Genomic DNA, 25,655 nt, shown 5'->3' with positions numbered 1-25,655 from the left:
GGACACGGCACGCCTCACATGTGCGGGGGCGGGGCGAGGGTGAAGTCGCCGGGGCCGGCGGGCGGCCGGTCGCGCCAGCCGCGCGCCAGTGCGGCGTCGGCGAAGCGGGGGCAGCCCAGGTAGGCGAAGGCGGCCGGGGCGTTGGGGACGAGCCCCGAGACGAGGACGCGGGCGACGCGCAGCGGGGTCTCGGCGACGTCCTCGGTGGTGAGGTCCAGGGTGATGACCCGGTGGCCGCCCTCCGCGAGGCGGGCGCGCAGCTTCCCGGGGCTGCCGGGCGCGAGGTCCTGGACGGGGACGGTGCCGAGGGCGGGCGCGGTGAACCGGCGGGCGTACGGCGCCATGCGCGGGTCGAGCCACACCTGGACGTGGGCGCCGAGGTCCCGCACGGCGGCGAAGTCCTCCCCGCACACGTCCAGATAGCGGCGGTCGGCGCGATGGTCCAGGTAGAGGCCGCGTGCGAGGAGGCCGGTCTCGACGGCCCGGAACACCCAGCCGTCCGGCTCGGTGGCGCCCTGGGTGAACACCCAGGTGTGGACGGCCTCCAGGACGGCCTTGCGGGCGGCTTCGGCGGGGTCGTACCGGCAGGCGAACCCGGCGGCGTGGATGCCGGTGGCCGGGTCGTGGACGAGCGCGGCCACGCACGGCGCGAACTCGGACGGCATCTCGACCAGCGCCACCTCCAGTCCGGTCCCGTCGAGGTCGCGGGTGAGGCCGGGGACGCTCGCCGGGTCGATGCCGCGCGCGGGTCCGTCGAGGTGCCACCACAGTTCCAGCGCGTCGCGTTCCACCACCTCCAGCAGGCCGCGCTCCACCGCGTCGTCGAGGCCCTGCCCGGTGGCGATGCCCGCGTAGTTGAGGTGGTGGGTGCGGGGCAGTGAACGCAGCTCGCCCTGGCGCCAGTTGAGGTGGCTGAGGGCGACGGGCACCCAGCAGTCCCCGTCCCCCTCCCGGGCGCGGGCCCACAGGGCGGGGGTGTCGGGGGTGAGCGGCCGGTAGGGGAAGCGGGGCCTGTCGTACTGCCAGGGGGCGTACGCGGGGAGGTCGCCCGGCCCGTACAGGCGCCGTCCCTCGGCGGCCAGTTCGGCGGCGGTGGCGCGGACGGGCGCGTCGGGGTGGCCGGGCGGCGGGAGGCGGTTGCCGCAGTACCGCTCGACGGCCTCCGCTATGGCGGCGATCCGGGCGCCCTCCGGGTCGCCGAACGTGGTGCCGAGCGAGACCCGGTCGGCGGGCCAGGCGCCGAAGCGGCGGGCGTCCGACACGTCGGCGGTCATCGCCGTGTAGCGGGGCGGGGCGCCCTCGGGGTGCGGGACGGGCGCGACCTCGCGGACGATCCCGCAGACGGGGTCGACCAGCGACTCGATGTCCAGGGCGCTGCTCACGTCGGTATCTCCTGTAGGGGGTCGGTCCGGCGCAGCCGGGCGCGGGGTACGGCGGGCAGCCCCAGATGGCTGCCGGGCAGGCGTACGGTGCGCCGGGAGGCGGTCAGACGGGTCGCGGTGACCGGGTCCTCGCCGGTGTGCGGGTTGCGGGCGTGGGCGGGGAAGTGGTGTCCGGCGACCTCGACGCGCAGGCGGGTGCCCGCGTCGAGGCGGCGGGCGATGTGGCCGAGCGGCACGGTGAACGGGCCGGGCCGGGTGCGCCGTACGACTCCGGTGGCCAGTGGCCGGGCGCGGCCGTCGGGGGTGAGCGCGACGAGGCGGACGGCCCAGTCGGCGGACGGGGTGTCGGCGTCCGCGTCGAGCCGCGCCTCGGCGTGGCCCAGCAGGTCGAGGGGGCGCGGCAGCGGCGGCCCGGCGAGGAGGCACCGGTCGGGCGGCTCGCACACGGGGACGGCCAGGTCGTCGGAGCGCACGGGGCGCGCCGGGTCGGCGGTGAACGCGGCGCCGCTCAGCAGCCGCAGGCCCGCGGGGTCGCCGAAGCGCCAGATGGCGGGCGCGTCGGCGGGGTCGGGCAGGGCGTACCAGTGGTCGCTGTCGCCGTGCCCGACGGCCGCGCGCCGCCCGCTGAGGGTGCCGGCCAGCGCGGCGCGGGCCCAACGCGCGTACAGCTCCCCCAGGTTGACCCGGTGGGCGGGGCGGGCCTCGGGTGCGGGGTCGGCGGTCAGGCCGTGGCCCCAGGGGCCGAGGAGGAGCCGGGCGGGACCGTGCCAGCCGCGCCAGAGGCGGACCGTGTCCTCGGCGAACGGGTCGCGGGTGCCGCCCACCGCGAGCAGCGGCACGCGGCCCGTGAGGGGCGGGCGGCGGGCGGCGTCCCACAGGGCGGCCCAGCCGGGTACGTCCAGGAGGTCCCGTACGGGCAGTCGGCGCGGGTCCGGCGGGGCCGCGGTGGTGGAGACGCGGCCCCGCCCGTGGGCGGCCCACCAGCCGGCCCGCGCGTGCAGCCGTTCGGGGCCGGTGGGTTCGCGGGCGGTCTCGGCGGGCCCGAGGGCGGGGACGGCGGCCAGCACGGCGTCGGCGCCGGGCGTCACGAGGGCGCAGTGGGCGGCGTAGGAGGCGCCGGCGGCAACCACCCGCCCGTCGCTCCACGGCTGGTCGCGCACCCACCGCAGGGTGGCCGCGCCGTCGCGGGGCTCGTGGTCGCCGTAGGGGTGCCAGTCGCCGTCGGAGCCGTGGCGGCCGCGCACGTCCTGGGCGAGGGCGGCGAAGCCCCGGGCGGCCCAGGCGGCGAGCTCGGCCCGGTGGGCGCGGCGGTCGTAGGGCGTGCGCAGTACGACGGCGGGGTGGGGTCCGGGCCGGGCGGGCAGGCACAGGTCGGTGGCGAGCCCGTCGATCCGCACGGTCGTCACCCCCGGCACGCCCTCCCGCACGCCCGCGCCCTCCCGCACGCCTGCCGCTGTGTCCATCACGCCCGTCGCGTTCCTCGCGCCCGCCGAGGTGACCGCCCCTGTCGCCCCCGCCGCGCTCGCCGGGGTGACAGCCCCTGTCGCCCCCGCCGCGCCCCGCGCCCCCGCCGCGCTCGCCGGGGTGGCCGCGCCGCTCACGCCGGGCCGCCTTCCGCCCGGAGCGGGAGCGGGGCCACGTCGGGGACGGGCAGGACCGGGTGGCTGGTGACCGCGAGGTCGCGCAGGTCGAGGCGGCGCAGCCGGCGCCGTACCGGGAGGGGGGCCCCGGTGGCCCAGGCGATCAGGTCGGCGGTGAGCAGCGCGGCGGTGAGCGCGGCGGACGCCTCGGTGTGCCGGGGGCCGCTGTCGGGGGTGGCGTGCCCGGCCCAGAGGGCGGCGAGTTCGCGGTGGGCGGCGGTGGCGGCGAGGCGGCGGAGCCGTACGTGCGCGGCGGTGACGTCGCCGGGCGCGGTGGCGGGCGGTTCGATCCAGGCGTGGGCGCCCTCGCGGTGGGTGCGCAGCCAGGCGGTGCCCCGCGCGGGGAGCCGGTCGGCGGCGTCCCAGAGGCCGGGCGGTACGGGGCGGTCGAGGCACCAGACGACGGCGGTGCGGTCGGAGTCGGCCGCGGCGGCCTCGTCGGGGGTGACGGTGCGGGTGACGCCGCCGGCGTCGCGTACGCACCGGGTGAGGGGCACGGTGAGGACCGGGTCGCCCAGGACGGCGACGGTGCGGCCGGCGAGGGGAGGCGGCGGGGCCTCGCCCGTGTAGCCGGCGTCGGCGAAGGCGGCGGCGATCCGGTCGAGGCGCGGGTCGGCGACGGCGGGGGCGGGCTGGCCGTCCGTCAGGAGGGCGGTCAGCGCCCGCGGGTCGGCGTCCGCGGTGGCGACCCGCAGGAACGTTCCGTCGGGCGTGCGGACGGCGAGCCCTTCGCCGGGGACGGTGACGAGGACGACGCCGGGGGCGAGGGGCACGGGTTCCTCCAGGAGCGGGTGGGGGCGGGGACGGGGCGGGCCCGCCCGGGAAGGCGATCCGGGCGGGCCCTGTACGGGTGAGGGCCGCGGACTACTGGTCCGCGTCCACCTCGGCCGCGTCGTCGAAGGGGTTCTCGACGAGGGCGTTGGAGTGGGTCGCGGAGAGGTGGGCGAGCTGGCCCTGCTCGGCGATCGGGGTGAACACCTCGTGCTGCTCCATGGGTTGAGCCTCCGTAATCGGATCGGTGGTGCGTGAGTGGTGTGCCACCGGTCCCGGCGGCACACCATGGACTCTAGTGAATATGATTTTCATTTTGCAATACCGGGGGCAGAGGGTGATCGGGGTAACACACCGGCCACCCGCCCTCCGGGTCGCGCCCCACCCGCCCCACCACGCCCAGGACTTCGGCGAGCAGGCGCGGTGTGACGACCTCCTCCGGCGGGCCGTCCGCCGCGACCCGGCCGTCCCGCAGCGCGACGATCCGGTCGGCGAACCGGGCCGCGTGCCCCAGGTCGTGCAGGACCATCAGGACCGTCAGGCCCCGCTCCTCGCGCAGCCGTACGACGGTCCGCATGACCTCCAGCTGGTGGCGGAGGTCCAGATACGTGGTCGGCTCGTCCAGCAGCAGGACGCGCGTGTCCTGCGCGAGGGCCATCGCGAGCCGTACGCGCTGCCGCTCGCCGCCCGACAGGTCGTCCACCGGCCGGTCGGCCCAGTCCTGGACGCCCACGTCGGCGAGGGCCCGCGCGCACACGGCGTCGTCGCCGTCCCGGAGCATGCCGAGCGGCCCGCGCGCCGCGTACCGCCCCTGCCGCACCAGCTGACGCACCGTCATGCCCGGTACGGGCGGGGCGGACTGGTGCAGCAGCGCGACCCGGCGGGCGGCCGCCCTGCGGGAGAGCCGGGACATGTCGTCGCCGTCCAGCAGGACCCGCCCCGCGGAGGGGCGCAGCAGCCCGGCGCACAGGCGCAGGAGGGTGCTCTTGCCGCAGCCGTTGAGGCCCACGAGCGCGACCGCCTCGCCGGGCTCCACCCGCAGGTCCACCCCGGCCAGCACCTCCCGCCCGGGATAGCCGAACCGCAGCCCCTCCACGCGGACGGACCCGGCGCTCCCCTCCGGCGCGCGCTCCGGTGCGGCGGGCCCGTCCGGTGCGGGCGCCGCGGACTTCGGGGCCGTCGCCCCGGCGGGTGTGGACGTCATGTCGCTTCCTTCCGTCGTCGGGCCACGATCAGCAGCAGCGCGGCCCCCACGCAGGTGGTCAGCGCCCCGGCCGGGACGCTCAGCCGGTCCGAGCCCAGGGCGGGCCCGAGCAGCTGCGAGAGCCACTGCGCCCCCGCGTCGGCCGCCCCCACGACGACCGCGCCGGTCAGCGCGGCGCCCGGCAGGGCGAGGCGCAGGTCGGCGCCGCACAGCGCGAACGCCAGGTGCGGGACCAGCAGCCCCACGAACCCCAGCGCGCCCACGACCGACACGGCACCGGCGGTCAGCGCCACCGCGCAGGCCAGCGCGGCGAGCCGGGCGCGGCCGGCGCGCAGCCCGGCGGCGGCCGCCTGTTCGTCGCCGCACCGCAGCAGCGTCAGCGGGGCGGCCAGCAGCCACGCGGCGGCGCTCCAGGCGAGTGCCCAGGGCCACAGCAGGTTCCAGTGCGTCCACACCCGGCCCTCCGTGGAGCCGACCAGCCACTGGACGACGCTGCCCAGTTCACCGGGGGCGACCAGCAGCACCATGGCGGTGAGGCCCGACAGCACGGCCGACACGAGGACGCCGTGCACGGCGGTGCGCTCCGGGTCGCCCCGGTCCCGCCCGGCGAGCAGCCACAGCAGCGCCGCGCCGGCGAACCCGCCCAGGCAGGCGGCGGCCACCACGGCGCCGGGCGACCGCCACCCGGCGAAGCCGAGGCCCGTCGCGGCGACCGCGCCGAGCACCGCGCCGGGGGTGACCCCGGTGACCTCGGGTCCGGCCAGCGGGTTGCGCAGCGCGGACTGCAGCACCGTGCCGGCCACGCCGAGGCAGGCGCCCGCGACGAGGGCGACGAGCGTACGGGGCATCCGCAGGTTCAGGACGACGTGCCGCGCGGTGGCGTCGCCGCCCCCGGCCAGCACCTCCGCGACCTGTCCGGCGCCGACGGCCCGCCCGGCGACCATCCCGGCGACGGCGGCGCACACGGCACCGGCCAGGAGCAGGGCGAGGGACACCCGCCGGAGGGGGACCGCCGAGGAGACCCGCTTCAGGAGGGCGCTGCTCATGTCCGCGCCCCCTTCCGCCGCAGCAGCGCCACGCCCGCCGGTACGCCGAGCAGCGCCGTCCAGGCGCCGACCGGGGTCTCCGTCGGGGCCAGGGCGAGCCGGGCCGGCTGGTCGGCGGCGGCGACGACGAGGGCGCCCCACGCCGCCGCCCAGGGCAGCCAGCCCACGGCGTCCAGGTCGGGCCGCAGCCGCCGCGCCAGGTGCGGGGCCAGGAACCCGACCCAGGCGACCGGGCCGCAGACGGCGACCACGGGGGCGATCAGCACGACCGCGATGGCCAGGGCGGCGAGCCGGGCGCGCCGCACACGGACGCCCAGGGCTCGGGCGTCGTCGTCGCCGAGCCGCAGCACGCTCAGCACGGGAGCGCACAGGACCAGCGCGGGGACGGCGGCGACGAGCCACGGCCACAGCCCGGCCAGGTCGTCCCAGGTCCGGGCGGAGAGGCTGCCCAGCAGGTACCGGTAGACGAGTTGGAGGTCGAGCTGGTCGGCCAGCACCATCAGCACCAGCAGGGCGGCCTGGAGCGCGGCGGCCACGGCCGCGCCGGTGAGCAGCACGGCGGACGGGCTGCGGCCGAACCCGGCGGCGGCCAGGGTGAGGAGCCCGCCGAGCGCCGCCCCGCCGAGGGCGAGGAACGGCTGCGCGGCGAGCGGGACGGACAGGGCGAGGACGAGCGGCGCGGCGACGCCGAGGGCCGCGCCGCCGGAGACGCCGAGCATCTCCGGCACGGCGAGCGGGTTGCGCAGCGCCTCCTGGAGGACGAGCCCGGCGGCGCCGAGGCACGCCCCCGCGACCAGGGCCAGCAGGAGCCTGGGGATGCGCAGTTCGGTGACGACGACGCCGGCGAGGTCGTCGCCGCCGAGGGCCGGGAGCAGCCGGGTGAGGGGCACGTACGGGGTGCCGAGGCACAGCGCGGAGACGGTGACGGCGGCCAGGACGGCGCCCCCGGCCGCGTACAGGCGCGCGGGACGGGTCAGCGGCGGGGTCACTTCAGCGCGGCCGTCGCCTCGTCGAGGACGATGCCGAGGGAGCGGGTGCCGCGGCCCTTCGCCCACACCTCGGCGTCGACCTCGTGGACGGCGCCGTTGCGGACGGCCGGGATGCGCGACCACAGCGGGTTCCCGGCGAGCTTCTCGGAGAGCTTGCCGTCGGGTTCGCCGAAGGACAGCGTCTCCACGAACAGCACGTCCACGTCGCGGGCGAGGATCTCCTCCATGCTGTAGGTGCCCTCGACGCCCCGGTTCTCCCAGGGGTAGTGGGCGATCGAGGGCATGAGTCCTGCGGCCACGTCCCGGCCGGGGGTGGCGACGCCGAAGTTCTCGTCGCTGCCGAAGATGATCAGCGCGGTCTTGTCGCTCTTCCTCCCTTCCGCGGCGGCGAGTTTGGCGCGGAAGGCGCGCTCGGCGTCCTCGCCCTGACGGGTGCGCCCGGTGAGCGCGGCGAGGCCCCTGAGGTAGCCGACGCTGTCCTGCCAGCGGGTGGGCTGCACGGGCCAGAAGACGGTGGCGCCGTCGAGGGCGGGGGCGAGCTTGCCGTGGGTGTCCTCCAGGCCGATGACCAGGTCCGGCTTGTGGGACAGGATCGCCTCGGTCTCGGGGGCGATGAACCCGCCGGGCACGACCGGGATGCGGGCGGCCTTCTCCTTGCCGAGGAACTTCGGGTGGGCGAGCAGCGCGGAGTTGGTGGCGGTGGGGGTGAGGCCCAGTTCGGCCAGCATGTCGTCGCAGAGGGCGACGAGGCAGACGATCCGGCGCGGCGGCGCCTTGGTGGTGACCTTGTGGCCCTTGGGGTCGGTGATCTGCCGTGCGGCGGTGATGGGCTGGACGGAGACGTCCGTCTTCCCCCCTTCGCCGGCCGCCTTCTGCGCCGTGTCGGCCGGGGCGGTGGTGCCGCAGCCGGCGATGAGCGTGCCGAGGACGGCGGCCGCCGCCCAGCGGCGCAGGGTCCGCGCCATCCGGCGCGGTGCCGGTATGCCGCCTCCCGGCGTCGCCGGGGTCTGCGTCCGCGCCTCGTGTGCCGGTACGGCGTGAGCGGGGGTCCCGTGGGTCATCGGGCCTCTTTCCGTGGAGATGTCGGCGGGGTCTGTCGCAACAGTGCGCCACATGATAATCATTCTCAATAACTGCTGAACACCTCTTCCTCCCCTCGATCGCGGAGCCGCCATGCCCCTCTCCCCCCGCCTGCTGGTCGCCGATCAAGTGGCCGGTTCCCTGCGGCTCCTGGACCTGCCGGACGGCGCGGTCGCCGGGGTCGTCGCGGACCGGCACCTCGCCGAGCACGCCGGCTTCCTCGCCCTGCCGGGCGGCCGCGCCGCGTTCGTCGACGACCTCGCCGGCGAGCTCGTCGTCCTCGACCCGTACGGCCCCGACGCCGGCCGCCCGCTGGTCGCGGCGACCGCCCCGGTGGCGGTCCCCGCCGAGCACCTGGCCGCCGACCCGACCGGCCGCCGCATCGCCGTCACCACCGGCCTGGGCCGCAACCACGCGGCGTGGAGCGACCTGTTGACCGCCGTCGACCTGGACGCGCCGGACCGCCCGAGGGCGGTGCGCGTCCGGACCCGCACCGGCGAACCGGGCGTCACGGTCCTCGGCGCGGACGACCCGCTGGTGGTCCTGCGCCACCGCGAGCCCGGCGCGCTCACCGCGTACCGGCACGCCGACCTGATGGCCGCCGCGCCCGCCTGCCCGCCGGCGACACCCGCGTACGAGACGGGGCTCGCCGACGCGGACGGGCACGGCGACGCCCACGACCCGCTCACCGGGCGGCTGTTCGCTGCGGCCGGCTCGGGGGTGCACCGCGCGCGGCGCGAGGGCGGCCGGCTGGTGGTGGAGGAACCGCTGCCGTGGGGCGGTCCGGGGCGCGGCTACTACCTGCGCCTGGACCCGGCGCGGCGGACGCTCTGGTCGTGCGTGCGGGGCGGCCCGCCGGATCCGGGGCGCTGGCCGGAGTGGACCAACGACGCCTGGTTCCACGGGCTTGACGACGACCGGCGCACGGGCCGGGTGCCGCTCGGTCCCGGACTGGTGTTCCGCCTGGCCGTGTCGGCCGCCCACATCGCGTACGCGCGCGTGCATCCTGACGGCGACGAACTGGTGCTGGTCGACGCGGAGTCGCCGCGCGTGGCGGCGCGGCTGCCGCTGCCCGCCATGGACGGCGCGCCACGGCCGGGCGGCACCCCCTGGGACGGTGTGCAGCGCCGGGCGGTCGCCGCGTCGCCCGGCTCCGCGCTGGTCGCCGTCAGCCGGGGAGGCCACGGAGAGATTCACCTTTTCGACGGAACGTCACCCGCCGGCACGCTGCGGGTCCCGGCCCCTCTCGACGAGGGCGGCCACCTGGCACTGCTCGCCCCGGGGGACGGCGCGCACCTCGATCCGGTCGGCAGGTGATTGTGAAACATTTCACTCGACCTCTTGGCCGGGTGAGCGTTTCCGTGCTGTGATGCGTCCGGACTCATCGGCCCAACGGTGTGCGGGGAGGGCAATGTGGCGTATACCGCCATGTCTGGTTCCGGAACGACCGAAGGTGACGATCCCCTCCAGACCGCGGTATGGCGGCTGCGCTCCCGCGGCTGCTGGACCGACGCCGCCGCGCTGCTGGCCCCCCGGGCCGACGACCCTCCCGCCGCGGTGCAGCGGGCGGCGCTGCTGATCGAGCGGTGCCTGTACACGGAGGCGGGCTGGGCGGAGGCCGAGGACGCGCTGCGGGCCGCCGAGGCCGTCGCGCGGGCCGACGAGGACCGGGGCGCCGCCGCCTGCGAGCGGGGCTATCTGGCGTACGCGGCGACCCTGCACGGCGTGCGGGACCGGGCGGACGAGGCGCGGGCGGCGCTCGGCCGGGCGGCGGCGCTGATCGGCCCGTCGTCCCCGGGGCGGGCCCTGCTGGACTTCCGGCGCGGGCTGCTGGCCCAGTACCTGGCGGACACCCCGCAGGCGGCCCGCGCCGCGTACCGCAGGGCGCACGCGGGGGCGACCGCGCAGGGCGACACGCTGCTGATGTCGTTCACCTGGCGCCACCTGGCCGGACTCGCGCTGCGCGAGGGCGAACTGGCCGAGGCCCGGCACGGGTTCGCCGAGTCGCTGCGGCTGCGGGAGGAGCTCGGCTACCTCGTCGGCACGGCTCCGGCGCTGGCCGCGCTGGCGGACGCCGAGCCCGAACCGGAGGCGAGCCGCCTGCGGGCGGAGGCGCAGCGCCTGTTCCGCCTCCTGGGCGGCGTACCGACGTGGCTGGCCGCGCACCTGACGGCCCGCCCGGCGCTCTGAACACCCGCCCGCGCGGCCGGGGTACGGCTGCGCCGCGGAAGGCGCGCTGACGCACCGCCGGGACCGGCGGGATTTGGCGGCCGGTCCCTGCCGCGCCGCGCGTCCGCCACGGCGCCGTCCGGGCAGCGGAGGCGGCGCGGGGGCGGCCAGGAGGCGGCGCGGGGCGTTTCGGCGGCGGTCGCCGGGGCACACGTCCGGCGTCCGTCCCCGGCGAACCCGGAGGTGATCTCCATGCCAGGGCGTGAGGAACTGCCCTCCACGCTGGAGCGGTCCGCGAAGGAGGCCCAGCGGACCTGGATCAAGGCGCACGACTCGGCCGTCGAGCAGTACGGCGAGGGAGAGCGGGCCCACCGGGTCGCCTTCAGCGCGCTGAAGCACACGTACGAGAAGGTCGGCGACCACTGGGAGCGCAAGGAGGGGGGCCGCAAGGGCCCGTCCGACCCGCGCGCCGCGGCCCCCCGCGGCGAGCCCGCCCGCAGCGGCGAGGGCGTCGACGAGAACGCCTCCAAGCAGCACCTGTACGACATGGCGAAGCGGCTCGGCATCGAGGGCCGCTCCCAGATGACGAAGGCCGAACTGGCCGAGGCCCTGCGCAAGGAGAACCGCTCGCGCACCCGCCGGGCGCGGGAGCGCTGACGCCCGCCCCGCCCGGCCCCCGGGACAGCCCCTCCCGCTCCCGGAGCGCGCGTCAGGCCCCGGCGAACGCCCCTTCAGGGCCGCGCGTCGCCGGGGCCCGCGGCGTTCACGCCGGCCGGAGCCGTACGCGGGAGGTGTCCGTGCCGATGGCCAGCGTGCCGTCCGGCAGCAGCGCGACCGCCCGCACGGCCGGGCCGGGCCGGAACGTGCGCACCGCCCGCGCCGCGTCCCGGTCGCGCAGCTCCACCAGCCCGTCCGCCCAGGCGACCGCGAGGGCCGTGCCCCGCGCGTGCAGCGCGGCCACCGGGTGCGGGCGCCGCGCCACCACCGGGCGACGGTCCTCGTCCGCGCCGGGCCGCCAGAGCCGTACGGTCCCGTCGGCGCCGCCGCTGTAGGCGCGGGGCCCGCCGGTCGCGGCGAGGGCGGTGACCCGGCCGGAGTGCGGCGCCGCCTGGTGCAGCCCCGCCAGGCTGAAGGCGTGCACGAAACCCATCCGGTCCCCCGTCAGGACCGTGTCCCCGACGGCCGCGAGCGCGGTCGCCGGATGGGTGGCGAGCGTCGCCGCCACGGCCTCGACCAGGCGCGGCGCGGGAGCCGCCGGGGTGCGCAGCCGACCGCGCTCGTCCAGCTCGATCCGGGTGCCGTCGCCCAGGCAGGCGACCGCCCGGACGCGCCGGTCACCGGTGCCGACCGGCTGCCCGCCGCACACCGTCAGCGCCGTCACGCGGCCCTCCCGCACACCGGCCACGCTCCACGGGGCGTCCCGTGCGAGGGCGGCCAATTCGTCGCGCACGCCCGCCGCCGCGTCCTCGGGCAGCGCGGCCAGCAGCGCCAGCGCCCGGCCGGGCGGCGTCTGGTCGTCCCGTACGAGCGCCTGGCCGGCCCGCAGCCACGCCGCGCGCAGCCCCCCGTGCGCGCCGGGCTCCTCCTCGTACGCGCGGGTCACCCTCAGGGGGTCGGCGGCGCAGACGGCCGCCGGGTCGGACAGGCGCGGCGGCCCGGCCGGCGCGGGCCGCTCCTGTTCCTCCCAGACGACCTCGACCGGGCCCAGGGCGCGCAGCCCGGCGGCCAGTTCGCCGACTCCGGGAGCGCCGGCGGGCAGGACCACGCGGTCGGGGCGGCGCGGGGCGGCGAGCAGGGCCGTGAGCAGTTCGCCGGGGGTGCCGGCGACCACGCCGAGCGTGTTGGCGACCGTCCATACCGTGGCGCGCACTGCCGTTCCTCTCCGCTGCCCGTGGTCGGCGCCGGCCGTCCCGCCGGCGCCCGTGGAGTCGCGCCGGCCCGTCGCCGGCGCCCGTGCGGCGCTCCCCGCCGGTCCGGCGGCGCCCGTGGGGCGTGCCGTCCCGTACGCGGCGCCCTGCGGCGCGCCCGTCAGTCGCGGGCGCCCGTGAAGTGCTCGCGGACCAGGGACTCGGCGACCGCCAGGTCTCCGGCGACGAGCGCGTCGAGGAGGGCGCCGTGCTCCGCTGCGTCCGCGACGAGGTCGGCGCGGCGTACCGCGGGCGGGCTGACGAGGGGCCACTGGGAGCGGCGGTGCAGGTCGTCGGCGACGGCGACCAGCTGCTCGTTCCCGGCGAGGCCGAGCAGGGCGCGGTGGAAGGCGCGGTCGGCCTCGCCGTAGGTGGCGAGGTCGCCGTGGGCCGCGGCCGCCGCGGTGGCCTCGGCGAGGGGCCGCAGCTCCGACCAGCGTCCGGCGGGCAGGGTGCGGGCGAGGCGCAGCACGACCGGGACCTCGATGAGGGCGCGGACCTCGGCCAGTTCGGCGAGTTCGCGGGGGGTGCGCGCGATGACGCGGAAGCCCCGGTTGGGGACGACCTCGACGGCGCCCTCGACGGCGAGCTGCTGCATGGCCTCCCGTACGGGGGTGGCGGAGACGCCCAGGCGCAGGCCGAGGGCGGGCGCCGAGTAGACCTGGCCGGGCGCGAGATCGCCGCCGAGGAGCGCGGCGCGCAGCGCGTCGAGGACCTGGCCGCGCACGGAGTGCCGCTGGACGGTCCGGGGGGCGCCGGGGCACGGCCCGTCGTCGTCGTGGTCGTGCGGGCCGCGCGCCTGCTCGGGGACGCGGTGGGCGGCGGCCGGGCCGGGTGCCTCGGGCCTGGTGTGCCGGCCGGGTGCCCGGTGCGGGCCGTGCCGGTCGGCGGCGTGCCGGGGCGCGGCGGGCGGCGCGGGGTGCCGTTCGGGTCGCCCGGCCGCCTCGCGGGGCCTGCCCTGCTCCACTCGGGTCCTCCTACCGACGGTGTGCGGGGGCCCGGCTCGCGGTGCGGGGGCCCTGTGTGCACGATAGGCGGACCAAGCGGCGGGGCACACATCGATCAGATCGGGTAAGGTAAGGCTAACCTGCAAACGATCGCGATTCGGTGGTCCTGCATGTCCCTCTCCGCACTGCTGCCCTCCGCGTCCGCGTCGCCCGTCGCGGCCTCGTACGCCCGTCTCGCCGAGGTCTTCCCCGGCCTGCGCGTACACGAGCTGGCGGAGGGCGAACCGGCACCGAGCGGCGACGGCTGGGTCCGCGCGGACGAGCTGGCGGCCGGCGGCCCCGCGCTCGACGCGTTCCTCGCCTGGGACGAGGCGCAGACGCTGCGCGACTACGGGACGGCGGCCCGCCCGGACGTGGTCGCGAGCTTCGGACTCCACCGGTACGCCTGGCCGGCCTGCCTGCTGGTGACGGTCCCGTGGTTCCTGCACCGCCGGGTGCCCCGGGTGCCGCCTTCCGATGTGGCGTTCCAGCGGACGCTGGGCCGCATGGCCGTGCGCGTACGGGAGTTCGCGTGCCTGCCGGGCGATCCGGCGGCGGCGCTGCCGGGGGCGCGGGTCGTGCCGGACGAGGAGGCGCTGCGGGCGGAGGTGCGGGCGGCGGTCGCCGAGCACATCGGGCCCGTCCTGGAGGGGTTCGGTCCGCGTATGCGGCGCCGGGGCCGGGCGCTGTGGGGCATGGCGACGGACGAGATCGTCGAGGGCATCTGGTACGTGGCGGGGCTGCTCGGCGAGGAGCCGCGCGCCATGGCGGAGCTGGAGCTGCTGCTGCCGGGCACGGCGAAGCCGTATGTGGGCCCGGCCGGCTTCCGCGAGCTGACGGCGCCCGACGGGCGGTCGTTCCCGACGCGCGACCGGGCGAGCTGCTGCCTGTTCTACACGCTGCGCCCCGAGGACACCTGTGTGACGTGTCCGCGCACCTGCGACGCGGACCGGGTCCGCAGGCTGGCCGCCGCCGGGGCGAACTGACGAAACGTCAATGCGGCGGCGCGGGCGGGCCGTGGTGGTCCGCCCCGCCGCGCCGCCGTCCGGTCAGCGCCCCCGCCGCGCCGCCGTCCGGTCAGCGCGTCGGCCGCGGCGGCTGCGGGAGGTCCGCTGCCCACGGCGGGTCGGCGCCGGGCACGGCGCACGTACGGGCGGCGACCAGCGCGGCGTAGGCGCAGCACGCGGCGGTCTCCTGCGGGGTCAGGCCGTCGAGCCGGCCGCCGAGGCGGCCGAGGCCGGCCAGGGCGTGCAGCAGCCCCGCCGTGAAGGAGTCACCCGCGCCGACCGTGTCCACGACCTCCGTCGGCGGGGCCGGTACGGTGACGCGGGCCCCGTCCAGGGAGGCGAGCGCCCCGCGCGCGCCGAGCGTGACGACGACCAGCCGGGCGCCGGCCGCGTGCCACCGGTCGCAGGCCTCCTCGGGCGTGGCGCCGGGCAGCAGCAGGGCGAGGTCGTCCTCGCTGACGCGCAGGATGTCGGCGAGCGCGCACCAGTCGCCGATCCGCTCCCGGTAGGCGGCCGGGGGCACCAGCAGCGGGCGGACGTTGGGGTCGACGCAGACGGTGGCCCGCTCCCGCACGGAGGCGAGGAACTCCTCGACGCGCCGCCCGCCGGGCGCCCGGACGAGGGCCAGGGAGCCGGTGTGCAGGCAGACCGTGCCGTCCAGCGGCGCGGCGGCGAGCTCCTCGGCGGTCCACTGCCAGTCGGCGGCGCCCTCCGCGTGGAAGGTGTACGAGGCGTGCCCGCGCACATCCACGTCGGCGACCGCCAGGGTGCTCGGCTCGGACGCGGCCACCGAGCCGGTCAGGTCGACTCCGGAGGCCAGCAGGCGGTCCCGGAACAGCGTGCCGAACGCGTCGTCCGACAGGCGGGCGAGGAAGCGGGCGGGGGTGCCGAGCCGGGCGAGGGCGACGGCGGTGTTGGCGGGCCCGCCGCCGGGCAGGACCCTCAGGGTCAGTCCGGCGCCGGGCGGCCCGCCCGGGTGGACGGGGTCGGTGAAGGCGTCGGCGACGCACTCGCCGAGCACGGTGATCCGCTGCACTCTCTTCGTCCTTTGCCTCGCGCGCCCGGCGGCCCCGGAGCCGGTGCCGCTCCGCGTACAGCATCACACCCGTCGCGGGGGTCCGGCGCCCGGCCGTGGCGCGTTCCACGCCACCCGCCCGAGTGGCCGTATTCGAACAGAACCCATGCTGATCGGATCATCGTTCGAGCGCAAAGGGCCTGTTCACGGGCCTTTGCGCCCCGATGGCGTGCTCTTGCCGCGAAACCCCCTGACGCGTCCCGCGGGTCGGCCAAGATGGCGCACCACATGCACCACTGCGATGCGAGGGACACCGCATGAGACTGACCGACATATCGCTGGACTGGCTTCTCCCGGGCGGTGTGATGCTCGTCGGGGCCGCCGCGGCGGTGGCGGTGCTCGCGCGCGGCAAACGCGCCGCCGGTGAGAAGACCGTGCCCGAGGACTCCTGGGAGCGCAGCGAGGAGCGCCGCCGGCGCAAGGAGGCCGTCTACGGCATCGCCTCCTATCTGCTGCTGTTCTGCTGCGCGGCGGTCGCCGCCGCGCTCTCCTTCCACGGGCTGGTCGGCTTCGGCCGGCAGAACCTGAACCTGTCCGGCGGCTGGGAGTACCTGGTGCCGTTCGGCCTCGACGGCGCCGCCATGTTCTGCTCGGTGCTCGCCGTGCGCGAGGCCAGCCACGGCGACGCGGCGCTCGGCTCGCGGCTGCTGGTGTGGCTGTTCGCCGGCGCGGCCGCCTGGTTCAACTGGGTGCACGCCCCGCGCGGCCTCGGCCACGACGGCGCCCCGCAGTTCTTCGCGGGGATGTCCCTGTCGGCGGCCGTGCTCTTCGACCGGGCGCTGAAGCAGACCCGCCGCGCCGCGCTGCGCGAGCAGGGCCTGGTGCCGCGCCCGCTGCCGCAGATCCGGATCGTCCGCTGGCTGCGGGCGCCCCGCGAGACGTTCGCCGCCTGGTCGCTGATGCTGCTGGAGGGCGTACGGACCCTGGACGAGGCCGTCGAGGAGGTGCGCGAGGACCGGCGCGAGAAGGAGCTGAGCCGCCGGCGCCGGCGCGAGCAGCAGAAGCTGGACCGGGCGCGGCTGCGCGCGTTCAACCGCCAGCACCGGTCCTGGGGGCTCGGGCGCGGCGGCGGGCGCCAGGTCGACGTGCCGGGGCTGAACTCCGCGTCGGGGTCCGGGCAGGGCGCCGTGGAAGGGTCGCTGGCGGAGCCCGCCATATCCGGGCAGGGGCAGCTGCCGCACCACTCCCGGCCCTCCCTTCAGGCCGTACGGGGCGATGAGCCGCGGACGGTCGACCTGACGGCGGAGGACGACACCCAGACGATCCCCCGCCTCGACTCCCTGGAGCGGAAGCTCAAGAGCCTGGAGCAGCAGTTCGGCTGAGGCTGAGGCGTACGGGCGCGGACACGGCGCGCAGGGCACACCGGTGGGCCCGCCGCTCCGAGGCGGCGGGCCCAGCGGTGTGCCGTCCCGCCGGCGCACCGGCCGGCGGGCGCGGGTCAGGCGGCCGGTTTCACCCCGGCCAGCTCGAACCACACGACCTTGCCCGCGCCCAGCGCCCGCACGCCCCACGCGTCGGCGAGCGCCTGCACGAGCAGCAGGCCCCGGCCGTGGGTGCGGTCCTCCGAGACGGGCAGATACGGATCGGGCGGCTCGGGTGCGAAGTCCCGCACCTCCACGCGCAGGACGTCGCCGGCGAGGGACGCGGTGACGACCGCGCCGTACGCCGTGTGGATCAGCGCGTTGGTCACCAGCTCGCTGGTGAGCAGCTCCGCCGTGAACGCCGGGTCCTCGGCGACCCGGTGGCCCCATAACTCCCGCAGCGCCGCGCGGACCCCCGCGACCGCGCCCAGGTCACCCGCGCCGATCCGCCGGCACAGTCCCGCCGCTTCCGGTCTGTCCTGGCCCCGCCCGTCCACCATGGGTCCGACCCCTGCCTGACGCCCACTCATAGCCCCCACCCACGTCATCGGCCCTTCCCTCGAACAGGCTCACGGGGTTCCATGCCCCCGTGTCCCGCGTGTCACGCGTGCCGAGCACCCACGGGCGGGCGCACAGAGGGGAGCAGTGGGGCACGGCGGGGTGTCAAGGTCGCGGGATGTTCCGCACGTTGGACCGGGCCAGCTGGACCATCCGCCCGACGCCGCCGTCCAGCACGATCTTGCTGGCGGAGAGGGCGAAGCCGGTCACCATCTCCGCGCGGATCTTGGGCGGGATGGACAGCGCGTTCGGGTCGGTCACCACGTCGACCAGGGCCGGGCCGCGGTGCCGGAAGGCGTCCTTGAGGGCCCCCGCGAGCTGCTTGGGCTTCTCCACCCGCACCCCGTACGCCCCGGCGGCGCGGGCGACGGCGGCGAAGTCGGGGTTGTGGTTGGTGGTGCCGTACGACGGCAGCCCGGAGACCATCATCTCCAGCTCGACCATGCCGAGCGAGGAGTTGTTGAACAGCACGACCTTCACCGGCAGGTCGTACTGGACGAGGGTGAGGAAGTCGCCCATGAGCATGGCGAACCCGCCGTCGCCGGACATGGACACGACCTGCCGCCCGGGATGGGAGAACTGCGCGCCGATGGCCTGCGGCAGCGCGTTCGCCATCGACCCGTGGCTGAACGAGCCGATGATGCGCCGCCGTCCGTTGGGCGTGAGGTAGCGGGCGGCCCAGACGTTGCACATCCCCGTGTCCACGGTGAACACGGCGTCGTCGTCGGCGAGTTCGTCGAGGACGGACGCCACGTACTCGGGGTGGAGCGGGACGTGCTTCTCGACCTTGCGGGTGTAGGCGCGGACGACGCCCTCCAGCGCCTCCGCGTGCTTCTTGAGCATCTTGTCCAGGAACCGCCGGTCGCTCTTGGGGCGCACACGGGGCACGAGGCAGCGCAGGGTCTCACGGACGTCGCCCCATACGGCGAGGTCGAGGCGCGAGCGCCGCCCGAGCCGCTCGGGGCGCACGTCCACCTGGACGATCCGCACGTCGTCGGGGAGGAACGCGCTGTACGGGAAGTCCGTGCCGAGCAGGATCAGCAGGTCGCACTCGTGGGTGGCCTCGTACGCGGCGCCGTACCCGAGCAGCCCACTCATCCCCACGTCGAAAGGATTGTCGTACTGGATGAATTCCTTGCCGCGCAGGGCGTGGCCGACCGGGGCCTTCACGCGCTCGGCGAACTGCATGACCTCGGCGTGGGCGCCGGCCGTGCCGCTCCCGCAGAACAGCGTGACCCGGTCGGCCGCGTCGACCATGCGGACCAGCGCGTCGATCTCGGCGTCGCCGGGGCGCACGGTGGGGCGGGTGGTGACCAGATCGTGCGCGGTCGTCTTCTCCGGCGCCTGCTGGGCCGCGATGTCACCGGGCAGGGCGACCACGCTGACGCCGCCCCGCCCGACGGCGTGCTGGATCGCGGTGCGCAGCAGGCGGGGCATCTGCTGCGGGTTGGAGATCAGCTCGCAGTAGTGGCTGCACCGCTGGAACAGCTGGTCGGGATGGGTCTCCTGGAAGTAGCCGAGCCCGATCTCGGAGGACGGGATGTGCGAGGCCAGCGCCAGGACGGGGGCCATGGAGCGGTGCGCGTCGTACAGGCCGTTGATCAGATGGAGGTTGCCGGGCCCGCACGAGCCGGCGCAGGCGGCGAGCCGCCCGGTCAGCTGCGCCTCGGCGCCGGCCGCGAACGCGGCGCTCTCCTCGTGCCGCACCTGCACCCAGTCGATGCCCCGGGTGCGCCGGACGGCGTCCACCACCGGGTTGAGGCTGTCGCCCACGACCCCGTACAGGCGCTGGACGCCGGCGCGGACGAGGGTGTCGACGAACTGCTCCGCCACGTTCTGTCTGCCCATGGCTCCCATCCACGCACGGCGGGCGCGCTCCCGCCTCCCGGAGGCCGCCGGGTGTACGGACTTCGGCGTACACCGGGGCGGGGGGCGGAGTCCGGCGGGGAGGCGCGGGGGTCCGCCGGGGAGTGTCCTCCTCCCCCAACAGAGGAGGGCGTCCCGGCGGACCCGGGGTCGTCGCGCGCGTCGCGCGCGGAGTCGTACGGCACGACGCGGCGGCGCGTACCCCGGCACGTGGCCGACAGGCCGCCGGCGCCGCGGTGGCGCCACCTTGGCAGAGTGGCGGGCGGTGTGGGGATGATGGGCGCGGCGGGTTTGCGCCGTGGCCTTTTCCCGCCATGGCCTGAGGGGAGGGAGGTCCCGGTGCTGAACGCGATCGGGCTCGACGAACGGCAGGAGTCCGCGTACCGGGCGCTGGTGTCGCTGGGCGCGGCGGAGGTCAGGGACCTCGCGCACCGGCTGGCGCTGCCCGAGCCGGAGACGGAGCGGACCCTGCGGCGCCTGGAGGCGCAGGGCCTGGCCGCGCAGTCCTCGTACCGCACCGGCCGGTGGGTGGCGGCGCCGCCCGCGGTGGCGCTCGGCGCGCTGCTCACCCAGCAGCGCCACGAGCTGGAGCAGGCGGAGCTCGCGGCGGCGCGGCTGGCTCGGGAGTACCGGGCGGAGGCGGCGGCGCAGCCCGCCGTGCACGACCTGGTGGAGGTGGTGACCGGGGCGAGCGCGGTGGCGCACCGGTTCCGGCAGCTCCAGCTGGGCGCGGCGCGGGAGGTCTGCGCCCTGGTGACGGGCCGGCCGGTGGTGGTCACGGGCGCCGAGAACGACGCCGAGGAGCGGGCGGCGGAGCGGGGCGTGGCGTACCGGGTGGTGGTGGAGCGGGAGGTGCTGGAGCAGCCCGCGGGGGTGGCGGAGGTGGCGTCGGCGCTGCGCCGGGACGAGCAGGTGCGGGTGGTGGACCGGGTGCCGACGAAGCTGGTCGTGGCCGACCGTTCGCTGGCGATGGTGCCGCTGACCGGTCAGGGCGCGGAGCCCGCGGCGCTGGTGGTGCACGCGAGCGGGCTGCTGGAGTCGCTGGCGGGCCTGTTCGAGGCGGTGTGGCGGGACGCCGTGCCGCTGCGGGTGGACACCCCAGAAGGGCCTCCGGTCCAGGCGCCGGCCGCCGGACCGGACGCGACGGACCTGGAGGTCCTGTCGCTGCTGCTGGCGGGCATGACGGACGCGAGCGTGGCCAAGCAGCTGGACCTGGGGCTGCGGACGGTGCAGCGGCGGGTGAAGTGGCTGATGGAGCTGGCGGGCGTGACGACCCGGCTCCAGCTGGGCTGGCACGCGTACGAGCGGGGCTGGGTCACCCGCTGAACCCGCAGCCCCGGCGGCGGCCGCACGGACGGCGCCTCGGGCCGGCTTCCGGCACGCTGGACAGATGGGCGTGTGGGACCAGCTGCTGGTCGCCCTGGTGCTGCTGCTCGGCCTCGTCGGGGTGCTCGTGCCGGGCCTTCCGGGGCCGTGGCTGGTGTGGGCCGGGGTGCTGTGGTGGACGCTCCAGGACACGTCCGCCGCGGCGTGGTGGCTGTTGGCCGGGGCGACCGCGCTGCTGCTGGCCACCCGCGCGGAGGTGGGGCGGCTGCCGGTGCGGCGGCTGCGCGGGGTGGGCGTGACCCGGCGGATGGTCGTGTACGCGGGCGTGGGCGCGCTGCTGGGCTTCGTCCTCGTACCGGTGGTGGGCGGCGCCCTCGGCTACATGGGCGGGATCTACCTGGTGGAGCGGCGGCGGCTGGGCGGTCACGGGGCCGCGGTCGCGGCGACGCGGTCGGTGATGCGGGCGATCGGCACGAGCGTGCTGGTCGAGCTGTACGCCTGCCTGCTGGTCGTCGCGGCGTGGCTGGGCGTCGTGCTCGGCACCTGACGGCGGAGCCGGCCGGAGGCCGTTGCCGGGCGCTGCCGCGCTGCGCATACTGGGGCCCCATTCGACGACGTACGGGGGCGGTCTCATGGCGGGGAACAGCGGTGTGCGCGACGGGGAGCCGATGGTGCGGGTGGAGGACCTGCGCCGCTCGTACGGCTCCGGGCCCGCCGCGGTGCACGCGCTGCGCGGGGTGTCGTTCGAGGTGGCGCGCGGCGAGCTGGTGGCGCTGAAGGGCCGCTCCGGCTCGGGCAAGACGACGCTGCTGAACCTCGTCGGGGGCCTCGAAACGCCCGACGGCGGGCGGATCACCGTGGACGGCACGGATCTCGCGGACCTCGGCGAGGAGGGGCTGCTGCGGCTGCGCCGGGACCGGGTCGGCTTCGTGTTCCAGTCGTTCGCGCTGGTCCCCATCCTGACGGCGGCGGAGAACGTGGGCGTGCCGATGCGGCTGCGCCGGGACGACCCGGCGGAGCGCGAGGAGCGGGTGCGGCTGCTGCTGTCGATGGTGGGGCTCGCCGACCACGCCGAGCAGCGGCCGACCGAGCTGTCCGGCGGCCAGCAGCAGCGCGTCGCCATCGCGCGGGCGCTCGCCAACCGGCCCGCCCTGCTTCTCGCCGACGAGCCGACCGGCCAACTGGACGCCGAGACGGGGCGGGCCATGATGGAGCTGCTGCGGGCGGTGGTGCGCGGCGAGGGCGTGACGGCCCTGGTGGCCACCCATGACGCCGCGCTGCTGGACCTCGCCGACCGGGTGCTGGAGCTCCACGACGGGGTGATCACCGAACCCGCCGCGGCGGCCGCCGCCCCGGCGGGCTGAGCCCGCCACCGTCCTGGGCCCCTCCGGCGCGGGCGGGCTGGCGCGGGGCGCGGGCGGGCTCACTGCGGGGCGCGGGGCGGGCTGTCGCGGGGCCGGGCGGGGAGGTGCCGGTGCGGCGCGCCGGTCCGCCGGTGCGGGACCTGGCAGTGTGCGGAGCCGCCGGTGCGGGGCCTGCCTGGACGGGCCGGTGCGGGACCTGGCGGTGTGCGGCGGGGCCTGCCGGTACGCGGCGGGGCCTGCGGTGCCGTACGCGGGGTCTGCGGTGCCGTACGCGGGGTCTGCGGTGCCGTACGCGGCCTGCCCGGTCCGGGTCGGTCGCGGGCGCGTGTCGCGTGGAGGCGCCGCGCGTGCGGTAATCGGGGCCGCGCGTTCGCTGGACGGTCACGATCTCGTCAAGTCCTGGACTTCCGCCTCCTGTTGGCGGCCGGAGCTGTGTAAAGATCCCCCTTCCGAAAGGGCTTTCGAGGGGGACGGCCTTTCTGGCCGGCGGGGGGAGCACGGTGGCGGGTTTGCTGTTCCGGCGGGCACGCGCGCACCGGCTGCTGCTCGCCGCCGCACTGGCGGCCGTGCTGCTCACCACGACCGTCCTCGCCGGGATCGCCGCGTTCGCCGGTTCCGTCGGCGACGCCGGGCTGCGGCACGCGCTGCGGCACCGGGACGCCGCCGACGCGGCACTGTTCGTCACCACGCAGAAGGCCGGACTCGACCCGGACGCCGCGACCCGCGACGTCCTGCGGGGCGCCGGGCGGTCGTTCGCCGGGCTGCCGGTGAGCCTGCGTCGCTTCGACCACTCCGGCCCGTACGCCCTGCCCCGGCCCTCCGCCGCCGCGAAGCCGGGCGCCGGGAAGCCGGGCGCCGCCGCCCCGGGTGGCGCCGCGCGGGCGGAGGACGGCGAGCCGGACCTGACCGAGTTCGCCGCCGTCCACCCCGACGAGGTCCGGTTCACCGCCGGCCGCCGCCCCGGAGCCGTACCGGCGGGCGGCGGGGTGGTCGAGGTGGCCGTGCCGGAGGCCGCCGCGCGGCAGCTGGGCATGCGGCCGGGACCACGGGTGCTGACGCTCACCGACCGGCTCGGCGGCCCCCCGGTGCGCGTCCGCGTCACCGGCGTGTACCGGCCGGCCGACGCGACCGCCCCGTACTGGCGGCTGGACCGGCTCGGCGGCGGGCGCGGGCTCCACGCGGACGGCGCGTTCACCTCGTACGGCCCGCTCGTCGCCGACGTGACGGTGTTCGGCCCCGGCCCGGTGGTCCGGCAGGAGCTCGGGTGGGCCGCCACGGCCGACTTCGGGACGCTGCGCGCCGACGACGTGGACGGCCTGCGGGACGCGGCGCGGCAGAGCCGGGACTTCATCTCCGCGCAGCCGCTGCTCGGCGGCGACGCCACGGCCCGCACGTCGCTGCCGGAGGCGCTGGACCGGCTGGAGCGGTCGCTGCTGGTGGCGCGGGCGACGCTGCTCATCGTCTCGGCGCAGCTTGCGCTGCTCGCCCTGTACGCGCTGCTGCTGGTCGCCCGGCTGCTGACGGCGGAACGGGACGGCGAGACGCGGCTGCTGCTGGCACGTGGCGCGTCCCGCCGCCGGATCGCGGCGCTCGCCGGTGCCGAGGCGCTGCTGCTGGCGCTGCCCGCCGCGGTGTGCGCGCCGCTCCTGGCGGGGCCGCTGACGCGGCTGCTGGCCGACTGGGGCCTGCCCGCGGGCGCCGGGCTGCGGCTGGACGCCGTGCCGGGGCCGCTGGTGTGGCTCACCGGGCCGGCCGTCGCGGTGGCCTGCGCGGCGGCCGTGGCCGGCCCGGCGCTCACCGCCGCCCGGGCCGCCGACCGGGGCCGGGCGCGGGCGCTGCCGGGGCCGCTGCGGGCGGGCGCCGACCTGGCGCTGGTGGCGCTCGCGGGCGTGGCGTACTGGCAGCTGGAGCGGCGCGGCGCCGACGGCGGGCTGCTGGGCGGCGGCTGGGGCGGGCCCCTGGGCGTCGACCCGCTGCTGATCGCCGCCCCGGCGCTGGCGCTGCTGGCGGGCGCCGTGCTGACGCTGCGGCTGCTGCCCGTGGCGGCGCGGATCGCCGGGCGGCGCGCGGCGGCCGGGCGGGGACTGACCGCGCCGCTCGCCGGGTGGCAGCTCAGCCGCCGCCCCGCCCGCGCGGCGGGCCCCGTGCTGCTGCTGGTGCTGGCCGTGTCGATGGGCATGCTGGCGATCGCGCACGGCGCGTCGTGGCAGCGGTCGCAGGACGACCAGGCCGACTTCCGGGCCGGTGCGGACATCCGCGTGACGGGCGGTACGACGGACCGGTTCGGGCAGGGCGGGGCGTACGACGGGATGCCGGGGCTCGACCTGGCCGTACCGGCCGCGCGGACCTCCATGAGCCTGTCCGGCGGCCGCCGCGCCACGGTCCTGGCGCTCGACACGGTGCCCGTGCAGCGCCGGCTGCCGCTGCGCGGGGACCTCCTGGAGGACGACGACCCCGTGTCGCGGGTGATGTCCCTGGCGCCGCAGGGCGGCGAGCGGACGGGCATCGCGCTGCCGCCCGACACACGGCGGCTCCACCTGGACGTGGCGCTCACCCGGCAGCCCGGCGGCGACGGCCCGGACGGCGCGCCGTCGGCGACGCTCGCCCTCGTCGTGGAGGACCGGTTCGGCGTGCCGTACCGGCTGCCGCTCGGCACCGTCCCGTACGCCGAAGGGCCCGCCGCCCGCCCGCGCACCCTCACGGCGGACGTGGACCGCGCGGCCGGCGCCCCGGACGGCCGGGCGGCGGGGCCGCTGCGGGTGACCGGCGTGGAGGTCGAGGAGCGCGGCTTCCCCGTCCGCGCGTCGGCCAAGCGGTTCACGGTCCGGGCACTGCGGGCCGACGTCGGCTACGGCACGATCGGGCCGGTGACGCAGGCCGTCGCCGTACCGGACGGACTCGTGTGGGACGTGACGGCGGTGGCCGACCCGGCCCCCGCCGCGGGTGAGCGGCGGCCGCAGGCGACCGCGGCCGCATCGGCGGCGCGCGCGCCGCTGGACGTGTCGTTCCACACCGGGACGGCCCTCTTCGCCGACGCGTGGGGCGCCCAGCGCGCGGTCACCGTACGCGCCGCGCTGCGGCGGCCCGCCGCCCCGGTGCCGAAAGCGCTGGCCACGCCCCGCTTCCTGGAGTCCAGCGGCGCCGCGCCCGGTTCGCTGCTGGAGGTGCCGATGCCGGGCGGCGCCGTCAAGGTGCGGATCAGCGGTGTGCTGGACGCCGTCCCGACGACCGGCCCGCAGGAGGCGGCTTCGGCCGCGGGCGCCGCCGCCGACGCCCGCGCGGACGGCGGGGCGCTCCTGGTGGACCTGCGCGCCGTCAATCTGGTGCTGGGCGCGCGGCCGGACGCGTCGCTGCAGCCCGGCGAATGGTGGCTGTTCACCGCGGACGGGAAGACGGCGGAGGTCGCGGCGGCGCTGCGCGCGCGGGGCGACACGGACCCGGCCGGAATCGTCGTGCGCGACGAGGTCGCGCAGCGGCTGCGGGACGATCCGCTCGGCTCGGGCCCGCAGGCGGCGCTCCTGGGGGCGGCGGTGGCGGCCGCGCTGCTGGCGGCCGTCGGCTTCGCGGTCAGCACGGCCGGGGCGCTGCGGGAGCAGGCGGGCGAGTTCGCCGTGCTGCGGGCCCTCGGCGCGCGGCGCCGGCTGCCCGCCCGGCTGGTCGCGCTGGAGCAGTCCCTGCTGATCGGCCTGGCGCTGGTGATCGGGCCGCTGCTGGGGGCGCTGCTGGCGCGGGCGGTGATCCCGCTGATCGTGCTGACCGGGCAGGCGACCCGGCCCGTGCCGGAGGTGCTGGTGGAGCTGCCGTTCGGGCGGGTGCTGGTGCTGCTCGCCGGGGTGGCCGCCGCTCCGGCGCTGATCGTGGCGGCGGTGGCGCTGCGCCGGGGCGACCCGGTGCGGGCGCTCCGCACGCGGGGAGGCGAGTGAG

Annotated in this window: 22 protein-coding genes; 9 read left to right on the top strand and 13 right to left on the bottom strand. The window is 77.7% G+C overall.

Going from position 1 to position 25,655, the window contains the following annotated elements:
- Window positions 1–14 precede the first annotated feature (14 nt).
- From ACSUPT_RS24520 to ACSUPT_RS24485, 8 genes are all read right to left on the bottom strand, one after another.
- The gene (locus ACSUPT_RS24520) at window positions 15–1,382 is read right to left on the bottom strand and encodes a YcaO-like family protein (protein ID WP_436945526.1); all 1,368 of its coding nucleotides are present in this window, start codon (window positions 1,380–1,382) and stop codon (window positions 15–17) included.
- Complete coding sequence (locus ACSUPT_RS24515; protein WP_436945525.1) at window positions 1,379–2,845, bottom strand: CocE/NonD family hydrolase; 1,467 nt, start codon at window positions 2,843–2,845, stop codon at window positions 1,379–1,381. Before ACSUPT_RS24515 ends, ACSUPT_RS24520 begins: the two co-directional genes overlap by 4 nt.
- 134 nt (window positions 2,846–2,979) lie before the next feature.
- A complete protein-coding gene (locus ACSUPT_RS24510) occupies window positions 2,980–3,795 on the bottom strand; it encodes a hypothetical protein (protein ID WP_436945524.1) in 816 nt (271 codons plus the stop codon).
- A gap of 91 nt (window positions 3,796–3,886) precedes the next feature.
- On the bottom strand, window positions 3,887–4,015 hold the full coding sequence (gene amiA, locus ACSUPT_RS24505; protein ID WP_351964808.1) for a streptamidine family RiPP: 129 nt from the start codon (window positions 4,013–4,015) through the stop codon (window positions 3,887–3,889).
- A 73-nt stretch (window positions 4,016–4,088) separates the two neighbouring features.
- Complete coding sequence (locus tag ACSUPT_RS24500) at window positions 4,089–4,997, bottom strand: ABC transporter ATP-binding protein (RefSeq protein ID WP_436945523.1); 909 nt, start codon at window positions 4,995–4,997, stop codon at window positions 4,089–4,091.
- Window positions 4,994–6,043, bottom strand: coding sequence for a FecCD family ABC transporter permease (locus ACSUPT_RS24495; protein ID WP_351964810.1), 1,050 nt, complete (start codon window positions 6,041–6,043; stop codon window positions 4,994–4,996). The genes ACSUPT_RS24500 and ACSUPT_RS24495 overlap by 4 nt, the downstream gene beginning before the upstream one ends.
- On the bottom strand, window positions 6,040–7,002 hold the full coding sequence (locus ACSUPT_RS24490; protein ID WP_436946261.1) for a FecCD family ABC transporter permease: 963 nt from the start codon (window positions 7,000–7,002) through the stop codon (window positions 6,040–6,042). Before ACSUPT_RS24490 ends, ACSUPT_RS24495 begins: the two co-directional genes overlap by 4 nt.
- A 26-nt stretch (window positions 7,003–7,028) precedes the next feature.
- Window positions 7,029–7,997 (bottom strand): ABC transporter substrate-binding protein, encoded by a 969-nt coding sequence (locus ACSUPT_RS24485; RefSeq protein ID WP_361660070.1) that lies wholly within the window; start codon window positions 7,995–7,997, stop codon window positions 7,029–7,031.
- Between the two features lie 208 nt (window positions 7,998–8,205).
- Between ACSUPT_RS24485 and ACSUPT_RS24480 the strand changes: the two genes are divergently transcribed.
- From ACSUPT_RS24480 to ACSUPT_RS24470, 3 genes are all read left to right on the top strand, one after another.
- Complete coding sequence (locus ACSUPT_RS24480) at window positions 8,206–9,429, top strand: hypothetical protein (protein ID WP_436945522.1); 1,224 nt, start codon at window positions 8,206–8,208, stop codon at window positions 9,427–9,429.
- Window positions 9,430–9,540: 111 nt separating this feature from the next.
- Window positions 9,541–10,302, top strand: coding sequence for a hypothetical protein (locus ACSUPT_RS24475; RefSeq protein ID WP_351964812.1), 762 nt, complete (start codon window positions 9,541–9,543; stop codon window positions 10,300–10,302).
- 231 nt (window positions 10,303–10,533) lie between these two features.
- On the top strand, window positions 10,534–10,938 hold the full coding sequence (locus ACSUPT_RS24470; RefSeq protein WP_351964813.1) for a ChaB family protein: 405 nt from the start codon (window positions 10,534–10,536) through the stop codon (window positions 10,936–10,938).
- A gap of 106 nt (window positions 10,939–11,044) precedes the next feature.
- On the opposite strand, the gene ACSUPT_RS24465 is transcribed toward ACSUPT_RS24470, so the two are convergent.
- Window positions 11,045–12,151 carry a WD40 repeat domain-containing protein gene (locus ACSUPT_RS24465; protein WP_399217705.1) on the bottom strand — a complete coding sequence of 369 codons (1,107 nt, stop codon included), beginning with the start codon at window positions 12,149–12,151 and terminating at the stop codon, window positions 11,045–11,047.
- Window positions 12,152–12,309: 158 nt separating this feature from the next.
- Window positions 12,310–13,155: a GntR family transcriptional regulator gene (locus ACSUPT_RS24460; RefSeq protein ID WP_351964815.1), complete on the bottom strand. Its 846-nt coding sequence runs from the start codon at window positions 13,153–13,155 to the stop codon at window positions 12,310–12,312.
- 150 nt (window positions 13,156–13,305) lie between these two features.
- On the opposite strand from ACSUPT_RS24460, the gene ACSUPT_RS24455 reads away from it, so the two are divergent.
- The gene (locus ACSUPT_RS24455; RefSeq protein WP_436945521.1) at window positions 13,306–14,160 is read left to right on the top strand and encodes a (2Fe-2S)-binding protein; all 855 of its coding nucleotides are present in this window, start codon (window positions 13,306–13,308) and stop codon (window positions 14,158–14,160) included.
- Window positions 14,161–14,251: 91 nt separating this feature from the next.
- On the opposite strand, the gene ACSUPT_RS24450 is transcribed toward ACSUPT_RS24455, so the two are convergent.
- Entirely contained in the window at window positions 14,252–15,217 is a 966-nt protein-coding gene (locus ACSUPT_RS24450; protein ID WP_351964817.1) for a carbohydrate kinase family protein, read from the bottom strand.
- Between the two features lie 296 nt (window positions 15,218–15,513).
- Between ACSUPT_RS24450 and ACSUPT_RS24445 the strand changes: the two genes are divergently transcribed.
- Entirely contained in the window at window positions 15,514–16,578 is a 1,065-nt protein-coding gene (locus ACSUPT_RS24445) for a DUF2637 domain-containing protein (RefSeq protein WP_351964818.1), read from the top strand.
- Window positions 16,579–16,694: 116 nt separating this feature from the next.
- Here the strand turns inward: ACSUPT_RS24445 and ACSUPT_RS24440 are convergent, their stop codons facing one another.
- Together ACSUPT_RS24440 and ACSUPT_RS24435 are read right to left on the bottom strand one after the other, a co-directional pair.
- On the bottom strand, window positions 16,695–17,117 hold the full coding sequence (locus ACSUPT_RS24440) for an ATP-binding protein (protein WP_351964819.1): 423 nt from the start codon (window positions 17,115–17,117) through the stop codon (window positions 16,695–16,697).
- A gap of 163 nt (window positions 17,118–17,280) precedes the next feature.
- A complete protein-coding gene (locus ACSUPT_RS24435; RefSeq protein ID WP_351964820.1) occupies window positions 17,281–19,023 on the bottom strand; it encodes a pyruvate dehydrogenase in 1,743 nt (580 codons plus the stop codon).
- A 357-nt stretch (window positions 19,024–19,380) separates the two neighbouring features.
- On the opposite strand from ACSUPT_RS24435, the gene ACSUPT_RS24430 reads away from it, so the two are divergent.
- From ACSUPT_RS24430 to ACSUPT_RS24415, 4 genes are all read left to right on the top strand, one after another.
- Complete coding sequence (locus ACSUPT_RS24430) at window positions 19,381–20,367, top strand: helix-turn-helix domain-containing protein (RefSeq protein WP_436945520.1); 987 nt, start codon at window positions 19,381–19,383, stop codon at window positions 20,365–20,367.
- A gap of 64 nt (window positions 20,368–20,431) precedes the next feature.
- Window positions 20,432–20,914, top strand: coding sequence for a DUF456 domain-containing protein (locus ACSUPT_RS24425; protein ID WP_351964822.1), 483 nt, complete (start codon window positions 20,432–20,434; stop codon window positions 20,912–20,914).
- Window positions 20,915–20,999: 85 nt separating this feature from the next.
- Entirely contained in the window at window positions 21,000–21,731 is a 732-nt protein-coding gene (locus ACSUPT_RS24420) for an ABC transporter ATP-binding protein (RefSeq protein WP_404145065.1), read from the top strand.
- 500 nt (window positions 21,732–22,231) lie between these two features.
- Entirely contained in the window at window positions 22,232–25,654 is a 3,423-nt protein-coding gene (locus ACSUPT_RS24415; RefSeq protein ID WP_436945519.1) for an FtsX-like permease family protein, read from the top strand.
- Window position 25,655: the final 1 nt, after the last annotated feature.

The sequence above is a fragment of the Streptomyces sp. SudanB25_2051 genome, assembly GCF_964272635.1.
Classification (GTDB): Bacteria; Actinomycetota; Actinomycetes; order Streptomycetales; family Streptomycetaceae; genus Streptomyces.
The sequence above is the reverse complement of the archived record's forward strand: the minus strand, read 5'-3'. Positions and strand labels throughout refer to the sequence as shown.